The organism is Bacillus sp. FSL K6-3176, from assembly GCF_038003325.1.
Lineage (GTDB): Bacteria > Bacillota > Bacilli > Bacillales > Bacillaceae > Bacillus > Bacillus altitudinis.
This window is the reverse complement of sequence record NZ_JBBOOX010000001.1, coordinates 2,737,508-2,752,841: the sequence shown is the minus strand read 5'-3', so window position 1 is coordinate 2,752,841 and position 15,334 is coordinate 2,737,508. Positions and strand designations below refer to the sequence as shown.

Below are 15,334 nucleotides of genomic sequence, written 5' to 3'. Positions count from 1 at the left end.
AATTCAAGTGATTGTGGAAAAGAGAAGGTTCCCGTCGCCACATCCGCATATTCACTTATATACAGTGACATATGAGGCCGATGGACTTCGAATGAAGGGGCTGCTCGCTGAACCGGCCGGAGAAGGTCTCTATGACGGTTTTTTATATTTACGGGGCGGCATTAAAAATGTGGGAATGGTTAGACCTGGCCGAATTGTGCAATTTGCTGCGCAAGGGTTTGTCGTCTTTGCGCCCTTCTACCGAGGGAATCAAGGTGGCGAAGGGAACGAGGATTTTGCCGGAGAAGACCGGAAAGATGCATTTGCTGCATTTCAGCTGTTGAAACATCATCAAAAGGTGAATCAGGAGCGCATTCATATCTTTGGTTTTTCCCGCGGCGGAATTATGGGCATATGGACCGCTGTTGAAATGAAGCATGAGGCCGCTTCTTTTGTAACATGGGGAGGCGTAAGTGATATGAAGCTCACCTATGAAGAACGTGTGGATATGAGAAGAATGATGAAGCGTGTAATAGGAGGTCCTCCGCATAAGGTACCAGAAGCATATGAGGCTAGAACGCCTTTGAATCATGTGCACCAAATTGAAGCACCTGTCTTAATCATTCATGGGGAGCTGGATGAGAATGTATCCATTGAGCATGCGTATTTATTAGAAGATGCCCTGCGTCAGCATGGCAAGTCTGTGGAAACATGGTATTTTCACGGATATCATCATTATTTCCCGCCACAGCATAACCGGGAGATTGTCAGACGGCTGACGACATGGATGCACAGCCGAAAAGGCGGAAATGTGGTAAAATAAACGGTAGAAAGAAATATAGAAAGTAGGGGGATTTTCATTATGGGAATGCCTGTTGAATTTAATACAATGATTGTCACAAAAGGAAAAGAGACAAGAATTGAAGAAAATGTGTTTGAGCTCATGAAGGAAGGGTACCGCATTTATCCATTAAATATTCCGCTTGAGGTGCGTAAAACGAAAGACGGAGAAAAAACAGGAACAGCACATGTTGAAAAGCTGGAGCTCACAGACAATATCACGAAGGTAACGTACCGTCTTGTGTCATTGCATTCAACGAACTAAAAAAGCTGAGGGATTCATTCCCTCAGCTTTTTCCTTTTGATTAGACGAGTGGTCCGCCTTTTGCTTCAATATCACTTGCTGCATGGCTGAATTTTTTAAAGTTCTTTTTAAATTCATTTGCAAGGAAGTTTGCTTTTTCTTTGTAAGCCTCTTGATCGTCCCATGTTTTAGCAGGCTGAAGCACTTCATCTGGCACTCCCGGAATATGAAGCGGGATGTGTAATCCGAAGATGTCGTCAGTGATCATTTCAGCGTTGTCAAGATCGCCTTCGATCGCTGCCTGCACCATTGCTCTTGTATGAGCAAGATTCATTCGTTTGCCCGTACCGTAGCCGCCGCCAGTCCAGCCTGTATTCACAAGGAATACTTTTGCGCCGTGCTCATCGATTTTTTTACCAAGCATTTCAGCATAGACATGAGCAGGAAGTGGCAAGAATGGTGAACCAAAGCAAGTAGAGAACGTTGTTTCTGGTGACGTCACGCCACGCTCAGTTCCCGCTAATTTACTTGTGTAACCGCTCAAGAAGTGGTACATCGCCTGTTCTTTCGTTAAACGGCTGATTGGAGGTAAAACACCGAATGCATCAGCTGTTAAAAAGACGATAGCAGATGGGTGACCTGCAATACTTGGTTTCACGATGTTATCAATCATTTCGATTGGGTAAGCCGCACGTGTATTTTCAGTAAAGAATGTGTCATCATAATCTGCTTCACGTGTTTCTTCATCAAGTACTACATTTTCAAGCACTGATCCGAAGCTGATGGCTTTGTAAATTTGTGGTTCTTTTTCTTCACTTAAGTTTACGCATTTTGCATAGCATCCGCCTTCAATATTGAACACACCTGTGTTAGACCAGCCGTGCTCATCGTCTCCAATCAGCTTGCGGCTTGCACTTGCAGAAAGCGTCGTTTTTCCAGTACCTGAAAGGCCGAAAAATAAAGCAACATCGCCTTCTTGACCGACGTTAGCAGAGCAGTGCATTGATAAAATATCTTGTTCAGGAAGCAGGTAGTTCATGACAGAGAAGATGGATTTTTTCATCTCTCCTGCATATTCTGTTCCACCGATCAGAATCGTACGTTTTTCAAAAGAAACGATAATAAACGTTTCAGAGTTTGTGCCATCTGTTTCAGGATCTGCTTTAAAGTGTGGTGCAGATAAGATGGTGAAAGGTTTTTCGTTTGATGATGGTGTTGATCCATCAGGTCTGATGAATAGCTGCTTTGCAAAGAGATTGTGCCAAGCGAATTCATTTACAACTGTAATGGGCATACGGTATTTTTCGTCAGCACCTGCAAAACCATCAAAGACAAATAGTTCATCACGTTCTTTTAAGTATGACACAACCTTTGTATATAAACGATCAAATGCCTCTTTCGAGATCGGCTGATTGACTTGACCCCAATCAATTTTATGTTCAGAGTTTTCTTCTTTTACGATGAATTTATCTTTAGGCGAACGTCCAGTGTAGGCACCCGTTGTGGCGCGGACAGCACCAGTTGAAGTTAAAACGCCTTCATTACGTGCCAAAATCTTTTCAACAAGTTTCGGAACAGATAAATTTTGGTGCGTATTTTCTAATGAGAGCAATGACTGCAAATCTTCTTTTAAATCCACTGAGTTCATAAAAAAACCCTTCCTTTACCGTTGAATTTGTTTGTTTTGATTAGTATAACACATTGATAATAATAGTCTATACTATTTAAACATTTTTGTGTGTGTTTTTTCATTTCTGCTATGAAAATATGCTTTTTGGTGATGCTAATGATGAGGTGAAAAAAAGGGGAGATAATTCCTATGCACCATTGACATGACGCAAGGGTTTAAGATAAGATATCTTATTGAACGGATACTCTTATCCCGAGTTGGTGGAGGGACAGGCCCGATGAAGCCCAGCAACCGGTTTCTTATGAAAAAGGCATGAACATGCTGAGAAACCAAGGTGCTAACCTGATGCAAGGTACAAGAACACCTTGAGCGATAAGAGTGAAAGGCATGCGATCTCAGACCCTTTCCTCGCAATGAAGGAAATGGTTTTTTTATTTTTGGGATATCATATGAACAAATTGCCAATAACATCTCTAATATAAACATGTTGAAATATAAGAGGGAACGAGTTCCGTATCATATTGGAGGCCTCATCTTGGGATGATGTGGTCTTGTACAGGAGGAAATAGCCATTATGAGTCAAAATCGTCGTTTATTTACTTCAGAATCAGTGACCGAAGGACATCCAGATAAAATCTGTGATCAAATTTCAGACAGCATCTTGGATGAAATTTTAAAGAAAGATCCAAATGCACGTGTTGCCTGTGAAACTTCTGTAACAACCGGTCTCGTATTAGTAAGCGGTGAGATTACAACGTCTACTTATGTCGACATTCCAAAGACGGTGCGTGACACGATTAAGGAAATTGGCTACACACGTGCGAAATATGGTTTTGATGCGGAAACATGTGCGGTTCTTACATCAATTGATGAACAGTCTGCTGATATTGCGCAAGGTGTAGACAAAGCGCTTGAAGCACGTGAAGGAACAATGACTGAAGAAGAAATTGATGCGATCGGTGCAGGTGACCAAGGTCTTATGTTTGGTTTTGCAAACAACGAAACTGAAGAGCTTATGCCACTGCCGATTTCTCTTGCACATAAATTATCTCGCCGTTTAACAGAAGTACGCAAGAATGAAACACTTGCATACCTTCGTCCAGACGGAAAAACTCAAGTAACAGTTGAATATGATGAACAAAACAAACCAGTTCGTATTGATACGGTGGTTATTTCTACACAGCATGCACCAGAAGTGACGCTTGAACAAATTCAAAGCGACTTAAAAGAGCATGTCATCCGCCCTGTCGTTCCAAGTGAACTGATCGATGAAGAAACAAAATACTTCATCAACCCAACAGGCCGCTTTGTTATCGGTGGACCTCAAGGGGATGCTGGTTTAACTGGACGTAAAATCATCGTTGACACTTATGGCGGGTATGCTCGTCACGGTGGCGGTGCTTTCTCTGGTAAGGATGCAACGAAGGTTGACCGTTCTGCAGCATATGCGGCTCGCTATGTAGCGAAAAACATCGTAGCAGCTGGTCTTGCAGATTCATGTGAAGTACAGCTTGCTTATGCAATTGGTGTTGCACAGCCTGTCTCCATTTCAATTGATACATTTGGAACAGGAAAAGCCTCTGAAGAGAAATTAATTGAAGTGGTACGTGCAAACTTTGATCTTCGTCCAGCCGGCATTATTAAAATGCTTGACTTACGTCGTCCGATCTATAAACAAACCGCTGCATACGGACACTTTGGCCGTCATGACTTGGATCTTCCATGGGAAAAAACGGATAAAGCCGACACGCTTCGCAAGGAAGCATTAGGACAATAACAACATACAAAACCGCTTATTTTAAGCGGTTTTCCTTTTGATTAAAAAAAATTCTACAAAAAGCGTAAAAATGTGAAACAAAATTGGACAAAATACTGTCTAATTATAGGTCTACTTTTAAGAAATAACATAACGTGGAGGCAATAATATGTGTGGGTTTGTTGGTGTATTTAATCACCGTCCATTGTCCGAAACTACTGAGCAGGAAGAGTTAATTAAGCAAATGAATCGTCTCATCGTTCATCGAGGTCCGGATGATGAGGGGTACTTTCATGATGAGCATGTAGGATTTGGATTTAGACGTTTAAGTATTATAGATGTTGAACACGGAAAGCAGCCGCTTTCTTATGAAGATGAAAAATATTGGATTATTTTCAACGGAGAAATTTATAACTATGTGGAGCTGAAAGAAGAGCTTGTGAAAAAAGGCTATACGTTCAGCACAGATTCTGATACGGAAGTCCTTCTTGCCACATATCGCCACTATAAAGAAGAAGCGGCATCGAAGCTTCGCGGCATGTTTGCCTTTTTAATTTGGGATAAAGAAGCGCAGTTATTATATGGCGCAAGAGATCCTTTCGGCATTAAACCGCTCTATTTTACACAAATGGATGACCAAGTGTACTTTGCTTCTGAACGCAAAAGCTTAATGGCTGTGAATGAGAATATTTTATTTGATGAGACTGCTTTGCAGCAGTACATGTCTTTTCAGTTCGTTCCTGAGCCAAATACACTTGATCAAAAAGTGCACAAAGTTGAGCCAGGTCATCAGTTTACACTGCGTCCAGGCCAAGACATTGCATTTAAGACTTACTGGAAAGTTCAATTCAAACCTGAGCAAACACAAGAGCAGAAATTAGTAGAAGAAGTACGTGATGCTATCTATGATTCTGTAAAAGTCCACATGAGAAGTGATGTGCCTGTTGGTTCATTCCTATCAGGCGGGATCGATTCTTCTTTCATCGTGTCGGTCGCAAAGGAATTTCACCCTGAACTGAAGACATTCTCTGTTGGTTTCCAGCAGGATGGATTCAGTGAGGTGGATGTAGCAAAAGAAACAGCTGATAAGCTGGGATTGCAAAACTTTAGTGCTGTAATTTCTCCTGAGGAATATATGAATGAGCTTCCGAAGATCGTCTGGCATTTAGATGATCCTTTGGCTGATCCAGCGGCGATTCCATTGTATTTCGTGGCAAAAGAAGCGAAAAAACAAGTCACAGTTGTTCTTTCAGGTGAGGGAGCAGACGAGCTGTTCGGTGGATATAATATTTACCGTGAGCCGCTGTCTCTAAAGCCTTTTGAATCTGTACCATCTATGCTGAAAAAGCTTCTTCTTCGTCTGGCTCGTTTAATGCCAGAAGGAATGAAAGGGAAGAGCTTTATCGTTCGCGGATGTACGCCATTAGAGGAACGTTATATCGGCAATGCGAAAATCTTTGAAGAGCCAGTGAAGAAAAACCTCTTAAAGCAGTATGATCCGAACATCACGTATCGTGACGTGACGAAAACATACTTCGAGGAAAGTGCAGGCTACAGTGATATTAACAAAATGCAATATGTTGATATCCATACGTGGATGCGCGGGGATATCCTGCTGAAAGCAGATAAGATGACAATGGCGAATTCTCTTGAGCTTCGTGTTCCATTCCTTGATAAGGTCGTATTTGAAGCAGCCTCTAAAATTCCAGAAGAGCTGAAAACGAAAGACGGCACAACGAAATATTTATTGCGTAAAGCAGCAGAAGGCATTGTGCCGGACCATGTGTTAAACCGTAAAAAACTAGGTTTCCCTGTTCCAATTCGTCATTGGCTGAAAAATGAGATGAACGCTTGGGCGAAAGATATCATTAAAAGCAGTCAAACAGATGAATACATTAACAAGGCATATGTTCTTGATTTATTAAATGATCATTGTGCTGGAAAAGCAGATCATAGCCGTAAGATTTGGACTGTCCTGATCTTTATGATCTGGCATAGCATCTATGTAGAGCGCAGCATTGATCCAGAGCAGTTGAATCACCAGCCGAAAGAAGTTATTTTTAGCTAATGAAAAAGGTTTTCAGCTTTGTGCTGAAAACCTTTTTTGTCATGATAGAAAGTGGTGGAAAAGGGTAAAATAACAAGCGGTACACAGTTATTGCTTAATATCCTGAAAAAAACATGATAAAGTGAAGATACACGTATGATGTTAACGCGATAAAAGGGAACGATAGTATTGTCCTTTTTCTACATATTCTCTGCGGATACGATCCATGTCTTGGATATCTTCATCTGTTAACTGGCGAACGACTTTGGCTGGACGGCCAAAAGCGAGTGAACCTTTTGGGATGACTTTTCCTTGCGGGACAAGGCTACCTGCACCAATAAAGGCTCCTTCGCCAATTTCCGCACCATCGAGAATGATGGATCCCATGCCAATGAGGGCATTTTTTCGAATGATAGAGCTATGTAATGTGACTTGGTGTCCAATGGTAGCACCATCTTCAATCAGAAGTGTTTTTCCAGGACTTTGATGCAGACAGGATAAGTCTTGAATGTTGACGTTTTTTCCAATTCTCACAGGAGCTACATCGCCTCTAATGACCGTTTGGAACCAAACGCTTGAATATTCTCCAATTGTCACATCACCTGTAATGGTGGCGTTTTCTGCAACAAAGACCGATTCATGAATCTCAGGTGTAAACTGATGATATGGATAAATCACTTTTTCGACTTCCTTTCTTAATACAACATTTGTGAGGTGTTTACTTTGTGGACTTGGCATGCTGAAAGACCGGTTGGTACAATTGTCATTGTACATGGTGCTAGTGAATATCATGGCCGATATAAATGGCTGATCGAAATGTGGCGAAATGCAGGCTATCACGTCGTCATGGGTGACCTGCCTGGGCAAGGGACATCGACACGTGCGAGAGGCCACATTCGTTCTTTTCAAGAATACATTGATACAGTCGATGAATGGATTGAACATGCGAAGTCGTTCAGACTTCCGACATTTTTACTTGGACATAGTATGGGGGGACTGATTTCGATTGAATGGTTCAAGCAGTATACCCATACGAAGATTGATGGCCTTATTTTATCATCACCTTGTTTAGGTCTGCAATTTAAACCGAAGAAGCTGATGGATTTTGCGTCAAAAGGGCTAAATGTGCTGGCGCCGTCTTTTAAAGTCGAATCTGGGCTGTCGATCGAACTTGCCACACGGAATCAAGATGTGATTGAGGCAGATTCGAATGATTCGCTTTATGTGACGAAGGTGTCGGTTCGCTGGTATCGAGAACTGGTCAAAAATATCGATGCGGCGATGCAGCCTACGAATGTTTTTCGGTCGATTCCACTCCTGCTCATGCAGGCAGGTGATGACAAGATTGTAGATAAAACAAGAGTGATGAAATGGTTCAATGGCATTGAATCAACCAATAAATCATACCGTGAATGGGAAGGGCTTTATCATGAAATTTTTAATGAGCCCGAGCGAGAAGATGTGTTTAAGGCGGCAAGAGCCTTTACTGATCAATATATTTGATTGTGAGCTTAAGTTGGGGGTGGATTGATTTGTCAGTACCAGAACGTCCTTTTGCACTGATGACGAAGGTGTATAAAGATATTTTTCCGCTAGTTCATCAGGAGCTAAAAAAGTGGCGGGCTCATGCAGAAATGATTGAAAATGAAGAACTGAGAACGCAGGCACTAGCGAGCATATCCAGTAAAACCTTTCACTGTGAAGGCGGGGGAATTTTATCTCTTCTTGCAGGTGAAGGGAAGGAAACGTGTATTGAATTCATTGTGGCGTACCAAACGATTAGCGATTACTTAGATAACTTGTGTGACCGCAGTACATCACTTGATCCAAAGGATTTTCATATGCTACATCAAGCGATGAGAGATGCACTCGATATTCATGCGGAGCTTAAGCCGTACTATCAATTCCGTGATGATCAAGAGGATCATGGATATCTGCATGCGCTTGTTAGGACATGCCAAAATGTGTTATCACGCCTAGCGCATTATCCGATCATTCAGCCCTATCTACATACGCTGTGTGATTATTATAGTGATTTACAAGTACATAAGCATGTGGTTCCTCATGAGCGTGAACCTCGATTAGAGTCATGGTTCCGCCAGTATGAAAAGGATTTACCGAAGATGGAGTGGTATGAGTTTTCCGCATGTGCAGGATCAACGCTGGGCATTTTCTGTCTTGTTGCTTATGCACTGCAGCCTGATTTTACAGAGAAGCAGGCGAAGCAAATTTACGAAAGCTATTTCCCTTATATTCAAGGTCTGCACATCTTACTGGACTATTTAATCGACCAAGAAGAGGACAGGCTGGAAGGCGATTTGAATTTTTGCTCGTACTACAACTCTCATCATGAGATGATGGATAGACTACAGCATTTTATTGAAAAAGCGGATGAACAGCTGAAAGGCATTCCACACGAGAATTTTCACAAACTAATCAATAGAGGGTTACTTGCGGTCTATTTGTCTGATGAAAAAGTGACAGCCCAAAAAGAGATGAACAAGCTGGCAAAGCGGTTGATCAAATCAAGCGGGAAAACATCGTTCTTTTTCTATATCAATGGCAGAGCCTATCGCACCTATCAGAAAATGCCTTGGATGAAATCTTCATAAAGGATAAAGTAAGCTCATCAGCTTGTAGAAAACAAAATGGTTTTCTACAAGCTTTTTTGTTTTGAACGGTTTTGCTTGGGCGATGTACACTTTTTAAGGCGAACCATGATCAGACGTATCCTCTTTTTTCATTACAATCCCCTTATTTGCTGCCGATAATATTCTTAGTGTACGAAAAATAGGAGAAAAGTATGGATCGAATGAATCGTATCTACTCCTTATGACGTATATTTGTTGAAAAACTTAAAAAGGGGAAGGCCGAATATGTCATTTTTTAAAAAGTTTGCAGCAAGTGTAGGAATCGGTGCAGCAAAAGTGGATACAATTTTGGAGAAAGATGCGTATGAACCGGGAGAAGAAGTAAAGGGAACAGTCCATGTGAAGGGCGGAAAAGTGCCTCAAGATATCCGCTATATTGATTTAAAGTTGAAAACATGGTACACCATTGTAAAAGATGATGAAGAGCAACGAAAACACACAACCATCCATTCTGTCCGAGTGACTGAATCATTCACGATTCAGCCTGGGGAAGCTCAGCGGTTTACATTCTCATTTCACCTTCCTCTTGATACACCAATGACTGTAGGTAAAGTAGAGGTGGCTGTTGTGACAGACCTTGATATTCAAGGTGGTATTGATAAATTTGATCATGACCGCATTTTCGTAAGCGCGCACCCTTGGGTGAAACGTGTGCTTGATGCTGTTGGAAACTTAGGCTTTCACCTTCATGAAGCAGACTGTGAAGAAGCACCTTATTTCAGGCGCCGCCTTCCCTTTGTTCAAGAGTTTGAGTTCATACCGACTTCCGACTATTATCGTCAAATGCTTGATGAGTTAGAGGTGATTTTCTTCATTGATGAAGAGGGGCTAGATCTCATTTTTGAAGTCGATCGCAGAGCAAGAGGGCTGCGTGGTTGGCTGGAAGAAATGTATAATGACGGAGAACAGCTTGTACGTGTCCGCTTTACTCAATCAGAGCTTGCAGATGCAGAAGAGCTGGAAGTAGTGCTTGAAGAAATCATTGATCAATACGCTTATTAAATAAAAAAAACTCAAATCCATTAAGAGGATTTGAGTTTTTTTTCGATGGCTACCACAAAGGGCGGATCGTTTTGAATATTCATGTATTGATAAGAGATCACCTGTACTTCTTCGTGATGGAGTGTTTTGCAATAATCAAGAAGGATGTCCTTCTCTTTTTTTCCTTCGGGATGACCGTGGTAAATCACAAGAACGATCAGACCACCAGGCTTAAGCCAATCCATGAGCTGTTTGATCGCTTCAATGGTCGTATGAGCCTGAGTCGTGACGGTTTTATCGCCTCCTGGTAAGTACCCAAGATTGAACACTGCACCAGATATGTGACCATAAGCTTCGGCTGGCAGATGCTCAGCAAGTTGTTCATGTCCGTCATGGATAAGGTGAACGTAAGGGTAGTGCTCACCAAGTCTTTTGCTTGTTTGCTCGATGGCTTCCTTCTGTACATCGAATGCGAAAACTTGTCCATCCTTCCCGACAAGGTCAGCTAAATAGCGTGTATCATGGCCATTTCCCATCGTTGCATCAATGACAATATCGCCTTTTTGGCAAGCACGTTCTAACAGCTCTTTACTAAAAGGGAGCATCCGTTTTAAAATCATTTTGCCGCTTCTTCCAATCTGACGAAGCGTTTGCCTTGGTAGCTGTTACGTCTTTCAAGCTCAGCATTTATGGCATTGAGCACTTCCCATTTATTCACACTCCACATTGGACCTACCATTAATTCAATGGGACCATCGCCTGTAATACGATGAATAATCATTTCTGGCGGCAGGATCTCCAGCTGGTCACAGACAAGCTGAACATATTCCTCTTGGCTGAGAAATTCTAGTTTACCTTTCTCATATTGCTTCACCATCGGTGTTCCTTTTAACAGGTGAAGTAGATGAATTTTAATTCCTTGTACATCTAAATCAGCGACAGCTTTTGCTGTTTCCATCATCATATCTCGGTTTTCAAGAGGAAGACCGTTGATGATATGTGAACAGACTCGAATGCCATGTTTTCGCAGTTTTTCTACACCTTCTACGTAGCATTCATAATCATGAGCACGGTTGATGAGCATCGCTGTCCGCTCATGTACAGTTTGTAGACCAAGTTCAACCCATAGATACGTCCGCTCATTTAACTCAGCTAAATATTCCACGACGTCATCTGGCAGACAATCAGGTCTTGTGGCAATCGATAAACCAACCACTCCATCCAGATTCATAACGGTTTCGTATTTTTCTTTTAAAACAGGCAGCGGCGCATGTGTATTTGTGTAAGCTTGGAAATACGCCATGTATTTTCCGTCTTTCCATTTTGTATGCATCCGGTCCTTGATTTCATTAAATTGAGTAATGAGATCATCCGCCCGGTTCCCTGCAAAATCACCAGATCCTGCTGCGCTGCAAAATGTGCAGCCTCCATGTGCGACAGTACCATCACGGTTTGGACAATCAAAGCCGCCGTCTAGTGCGACTTTAAATACTTTATGACCAAAGTGCTCACGCAAATGATAATTCCATGTGTGATAACGTTTTTCGCTGTTTGAATATAAAAAAGGGTTATGCTGATCCAAGTCAGTAACCTCCTTGCATAATAATAGGCATCCTTAAAGTTTAACAAAAATCACGAAAGAGGACAATTGAATCTGTCCAACATTTTCTTTAGTGAAAAAGCTTTACGTGGGCAAAATAGGCGAGAGTAATGATGAAATGGAGGGATGGCTAGATGGCAACTAGAAAATCAATCGATGAATTTGTCCAAAAAAGCACTGAGACTCTTGAGTTTGCAAGCGAACAGTTTGATTTGAGCTCTCGCCAAGAACATTATAACGAGGAAGAATTTTCAAAAGCGCAGCTCATGCTAGAGGATGCAGTGAATGAATTAGAAAAGTTAAAAGATGTCGCCAATGATCAGCAAAGAGAACGTTTAGACAGAACGCGTGTACAAATTCAAAGTCTGCAAAACCAAATGATTTTGGGTATTTCATACGATAACGAATGATGAACAGATCCTTCTTTTAAGGGTCTGTTTTATTTTTTGGCTGTTTTCGCAAAGATTGTTGTTTTTGGATATATATTTGTCATAGGTTTTTATTCTGTTAAAGTATGTTATATATAGAAATTGCAAATATCTTCAAGGGGGTAGAAGAAATGTGGGAGACTCTTCCTGATTGGTTTTGGGCATTATATTACTTGTTTTTCTTAGCAACATTAGGAAACGCAATATTCAGTGTTGTGAAAAATAAACAAAGGGGATTGTCCATTCTAACCATTGTATTTACTGTTACAATTCCGATGATTAGCCTGATAAATAGCATTGGTAGAGTAGAAGGAATGAATGAATTTGAACACTTATTTAGTCAATTGCGACAGGGGGCAGTTTGGTCTATCTTTACAGTTATAGGCTATATATTTTTATTAGTATGGTGGGTGCTAATCCTGTTCAAAAGCAAGTCCAAAAACAAAGGAATAGTATCTAATTAAAACATTGTAGAGACCTCAATATTCGGGGTCTTTTATTATGCACTTTTTCAGGCGATTATGAAAGTGATGAACGTGTTGAACACCCTAAACCAGAAGCAAACCTGACTTCAAGAATGCTTTTGAGTAGTTTCGTAAATTTTATCTGGTTCGTCTGCCTATTTTTTTCTAGAGTCCCTTGACTTTTCAATCAAGTGTCTATATTGTATTAAGTGTACTATATCAACTAATACACTATAGACACTTAAACGTGAAGAAAGGTGTTTAACCATGAAAAAAGAAAAAAAACCAATCAATTTAAAGTGGATGGTGCTGGCTGTTGCGTTAGCATGTACATTTTTTTTCGTTCTCGTTTTCATTGGTTTTGAAGTTCAAAAAGATTTCATTCCAAATTCGGTCCCTTTAATGCAAGGACATGATCAAGCGATAGGACTGCAAAAGCATGAATGAGAAAAGAGGGAGCCATCATGATTCAAATAGATCCAAGAAGCGCTGCACCAATATATGAACAAATCATTGAGCAGTTAAAAATTTTGTGCTTAAAAGGCGTGATGAAACCAGGTGACAAACTGCCCTCTGTGAGAGAGCTTGCCACCATTATTATTGCGAATCCAAACACCGTCAGCAAAGCGTATAAAGAGCTTGAACGGGAAGGAATTATTGAAACATTAAGAGGCCGTGGAACGTATGTGACAGAAGGTGCACAGTTAAAGCTGAATGAAGGGAAGGTGTTAGAGATGAAGGAGCAATTAAGGCAACTCATTATTGAAGCTCATTATGCCGGTATTGATATTCATCAACTCAAAGAGTGGCTGGAGGAGATCGGCTCAAGTCTAAAAGGAGGAAACCAAGTTGATTGAGGTCAGAAATGTATCAAAGAAATTAAATGGACGTGAAGTACTCAGCAACGTTTCCTTCAAGATAGGCGAAGGAGAGATCTTTGGCCTGCTTGGCCGGAATGGCTCTGGTAAAACAACACTTCTTCGCTTGATTCAGCAAATCCTTCTGCCAGATGAAGGAGAGATTTATTTTAAAGATGTACTCGTAAAAGACCACCCGTTAGTGAAGCAAAATATTGTGTATATGCCAGTCGTAAATCCCTACTTTGACCGGTACAATTATGGACAGCTAGTGAAGCTGTTAAAACAACTGTATCCAAAGTTTGACGTGACATATGCCAATGAGCTTGTGAACCGGTATGAGATTCCGGAAAAAGTGAAATACCGTGAATTGTCGACAGGTTTAAAGAAACAGCTGTCCCTCATTTTAAGTTTTGCCATCAAACCAGCAGTCATTTTGTTAGATGAGCCGACAGACGGGATTGATGCAGTCACAAGAAATGACGTTCTTCAGCTGATGATTGACGAGGTGGCAGAACGACAAACAACGATTTTAATTACATCTCACCGTTTAGAGGATATTGAGCGTATGTGTAACCGAATCGGGTTTTTGGAAGGAAATCAGCTCACAAGTGTTATGGATTTAGATGAATTAAAGAATGACTACGTCAAAATCCAGATGGCATTTGAAGAGGATATGAACTTAAGTATTAGAAAAAAAGGCGTTGCCATCTTAGATCAAGCGGGTGTGTTCTATACAGCACTTGTACTCAAAACAGATGAAGAAGCAAAAGAGTATTTGAAATCGCTTGAACCAAAAGTCTGGCATGAACTGCCTGTAAATTTAGAAGAAGTATTCATTGCAAAGTTTGGAGGGAAACGCAGATGGTAAAGCGGCAATTGTTATATAAGGAATGGAAGCAGTCTGAGCTGACATTCATTTTAGTGATGCTTGTTGCGGTCTTTGCGACGCCATTATCCCTCTTAATGGATTACTCAACCTTTCAAGATTGTTTGGAAAACCGAGACTGTCTAATGGATACAACAACATTCACTTATATTTTTAAGACGGACGCATTTCTCTCACTTTCATGGGTCATGGGCATATTTTTTGCTGTGATTCAGCTAGGATTTGAAAGAAATAAAGGGCAGATGGACTTTACCGTATCCTTGCCGTTTAGTAGAAGTTCCATCTTTCATACAAAGTTTTTCTTAGGTGCAGGAATCATTACAAGTGTTCATGCTGTTTCATACCTTCTCATTTATTTATTAAAATTAGGTCTTGGGCCAATAGAGACACCTGGATTTAACAGTCTTTATGTTTCTGCACTGTTGTCAGCCTTGATGATCTATAGTTTGTTTTTTGCAGCAGGTGCTTTAACAGGGAGTGCTATTTCTCAAGCAATCGTTGGATTTAGTACAGCTATTTTACCTTACTTAGTGATTGGTTTACCAATCCTTCATTTAGATTTTATCTTTAAAACAAGCGGGATGTGGCTGGATAAAATCTTTAATTTCTTGATCACGCCCATTTCCCCCATTACTTATATTACAGCTAACAGTTTTTATCAGGAATATCCGCTTTGGTTCAATGGTGAAGAATACATCGTTCCAATTGTCATGATGTTGCTATTTTACCTTATTGGCTTGTTTAGCTTTATTAAACATCCAATTGAACGAAATGGCCGATTCTTCCTTTATTCAATAATGGATCGCCCAATTCAAATTATGGTGATCGTGTTTGGCGTCTTAGGGTTTGGCTGGGTTGGTTTCTCCTCAGATTCATTAATTGGATATTTTGTTGGCATGTGCATCGGTGGAGCTGTAGGCGCACTGACGAGTTATTTCTTAATCTATCGAAAAAGATAAACAGAGAGC

17 protein-coding genes and 1 riboswitch are annotated in these 15,334 nt (G+C 40.9%); of the genes, 13 read left to right on the top strand and 4 right to left on the bottom strand.

Annotation, left to right across the window (positions count from 1 at the left end; all coding sequences use genetic code 11):
* The first annotated feature begins 7 nt into the window (after positions 1–7).
* Together MHB38_RS14275 and MHB38_RS14270 are read left to right on the top strand one after the other, a co-directional pair.
* Entirely contained in the window at positions 8–802 is a 795-nt protein-coding gene (locus MHB38_RS14275; protein WP_341003774.1) for an alpha/beta hydrolase family protein, read from the top strand.
* Positions 803–841: 39 nt separating this feature from the next.
* Positions 842–1,084, top strand: a complete 243-nt coding sequence (locus MHB38_RS14270) for a DUF2584 domain-containing protein (protein WP_017358362.1) — start codon at positions 842–844, stop codon at positions 1,082–1,084.
* Positions 1,085–1,124: 40 nt separating this feature from the next.
* On the opposite strand, the gene pckA is transcribed toward MHB38_RS14270, so the two are convergent.
* A complete protein-coding gene (gene pckA, locus MHB38_RS14265; RefSeq protein ID WP_007501908.1) occupies positions 1,125–2,711 on the bottom strand; it encodes a phosphoenolpyruvate carboxykinase (ATP) in 1,587 nt (528 codons plus the stop codon).
* Between the two features lie 226 nt (positions 2,712–2,937).
* Positions 2,938–3,072: riboswitch (SAM riboswitch) on the top strand.
* Between the two features lie 195 nt (positions 3,073–3,267).
* On the opposite strand from pckA, the gene metK reads away from it, so the two are divergent.
* Both metK and asnB read left to right on the top strand, forming a co-directional pair.
* Entirely contained in the window at positions 3,268–4,470 is a 1,203-nt protein-coding gene (gene metK, locus MHB38_RS14260) for a methionine adenosyltransferase (protein WP_007501907.1), read from the top strand.
* Positions 4,471–4,618: 148 nt separating this feature from the next.
* Complete coding sequence (gene asnB, locus MHB38_RS14255; protein WP_282833721.1) at positions 4,619–6,517, top strand: asparagine synthase (glutamine-hydrolyzing); 1,899 nt, start codon at positions 4,619–4,621, stop codon at positions 6,515–6,517.
* A 141-nt stretch (positions 6,518–6,658) separates the two neighbouring features.
* Here the strand turns inward: asnB and MHB38_RS14250 are convergent, their stop codons facing one another.
* On the bottom strand, positions 6,659–7,174 hold the full coding sequence (locus MHB38_RS14250; RefSeq protein WP_008342977.1) for a gamma carbonic anhydrase: 516 nt from the start codon (positions 7,172–7,174) through the stop codon (positions 6,659–6,661).
* A gap of 45 nt (positions 7,175–7,219) precedes the next feature.
* On the opposite strand from MHB38_RS14250, the gene MHB38_RS14245 reads away from it, so the two are divergent.
* The 3 genes from MHB38_RS14245 to MHB38_RS14235 all read left to right on the top strand — a co-directional run bounded on the left by MHB38_RS14245 (position 7,220) and on the right by MHB38_RS14235 (position 10,149).
* Positions 7,220–7,999, top strand: a complete 780-nt coding sequence (locus MHB38_RS14245) for an alpha/beta hydrolase (protein ID WP_019743683.1) — start codon at positions 7,220–7,222, stop codon at positions 7,997–7,999.
* 29 nt (positions 8,000–8,028) lie between these two features.
* Positions 8,029–9,108, top strand: a complete 1,080-nt coding sequence (locus tag MHB38_RS14240) for a tetraprenyl-beta-curcumene synthase family protein (RefSeq protein WP_341003771.1) — start codon at positions 8,029–8,031, stop codon at positions 9,106–9,108.
* 264 nt (positions 9,109–9,372) lie between these two features.
* Entirely contained in the window at positions 9,373–10,149 is a 777-nt protein-coding gene (locus tag MHB38_RS14235) for a sporulation protein (protein ID WP_341003770.1), read from the top strand.
* Positions 10,150–10,169: 20 nt separating this feature from the next.
* Here the strand turns inward: MHB38_RS14235 and MHB38_RS14230 are convergent, their stop codons facing one another.
* Both MHB38_RS14230 and MHB38_RS14225 read right to left on the bottom strand, forming a co-directional pair.
* Positions 10,170–10,748, bottom strand: coding sequence for a tRNA (mnm(5)s(2)U34)-methyltransferase (locus MHB38_RS14230; protein WP_035391055.1), 579 nt, complete (start codon positions 10,746–10,748; stop codon positions 10,170–10,172).
* Positions 10,745–11,710: a TIGR01212 family radical SAM protein gene (locus MHB38_RS14225; protein WP_017358356.1), complete on the bottom strand. Its 966-nt coding sequence runs from the start codon at positions 11,708–11,710 to the stop codon at positions 10,745–10,747. The genes MHB38_RS14230 and MHB38_RS14225 overlap by 4 nt, the downstream gene beginning before the upstream one ends.
* 152 nt (positions 11,711–11,862) lie before the next feature.
* Here MHB38_RS14225 and MHB38_RS14220 point away from each other — a divergent pair, with 152 nt between their 5' ends.
* The 6 genes from MHB38_RS14220 to MHB38_RS14195 all read left to right on the top strand — a co-directional run bounded on the left by MHB38_RS14220 (position 11,863) and on the right by MHB38_RS14195 (position 15,325).
* Positions 11,863–12,138, top strand: coding sequence for a YtzC family protein (locus MHB38_RS14220; protein ID WP_008361717.1), 276 nt, complete (start codon positions 11,863–11,865; stop codon positions 12,136–12,138).
* A gap of 149 nt (positions 12,139–12,287) precedes the next feature.
* Positions 12,288–12,620 carry a hypothetical protein gene (locus tag MHB38_RS14215; protein WP_046344268.1) on the top strand — a complete coding sequence of 111 codons (333 nt, stop codon included), beginning with the start codon at positions 12,288–12,290 and terminating at the stop codon, positions 12,618–12,620.
* Between the two features lie 267 nt (positions 12,621–12,887).
* Positions 12,888–13,067 carry a hypothetical protein gene (locus MHB38_RS14210; protein WP_008342991.1) on the top strand — a complete coding sequence of 60 codons (180 nt, stop codon included), beginning with the start codon at positions 12,888–12,890 and terminating at the stop codon, positions 13,065–13,067.
* A gap of 17 nt (positions 13,068–13,084) precedes the next feature.
* Positions 13,085–13,477 carry a GntR family transcriptional regulator gene (locus MHB38_RS14205; protein WP_017358353.1) on the top strand — a complete coding sequence of 131 codons (393 nt, stop codon included), beginning with the start codon at positions 13,085–13,087 and terminating at the stop codon, positions 13,475–13,477.
* A complete protein-coding gene (locus tag MHB38_RS14200; RefSeq protein ID WP_007501894.1) occupies positions 13,470–14,348 on the top strand; it encodes an ATP-binding cassette domain-containing protein in 879 nt (292 codons plus the stop codon). The genes MHB38_RS14205 and MHB38_RS14200 overlap by 8 nt, the downstream gene beginning before the upstream one ends.
* Positions 14,342–15,325, top strand: coding sequence for an ABC transporter ATP-binding protein (locus tag MHB38_RS14195; protein ID WP_341003768.1), 984 nt, complete (start codon positions 14,342–14,344; stop codon positions 15,323–15,325). Before MHB38_RS14200 ends, MHB38_RS14195 begins: the two co-directional genes overlap by 7 nt.
* Positions 15,326–15,334 lie beyond the last annotated feature (9 nt).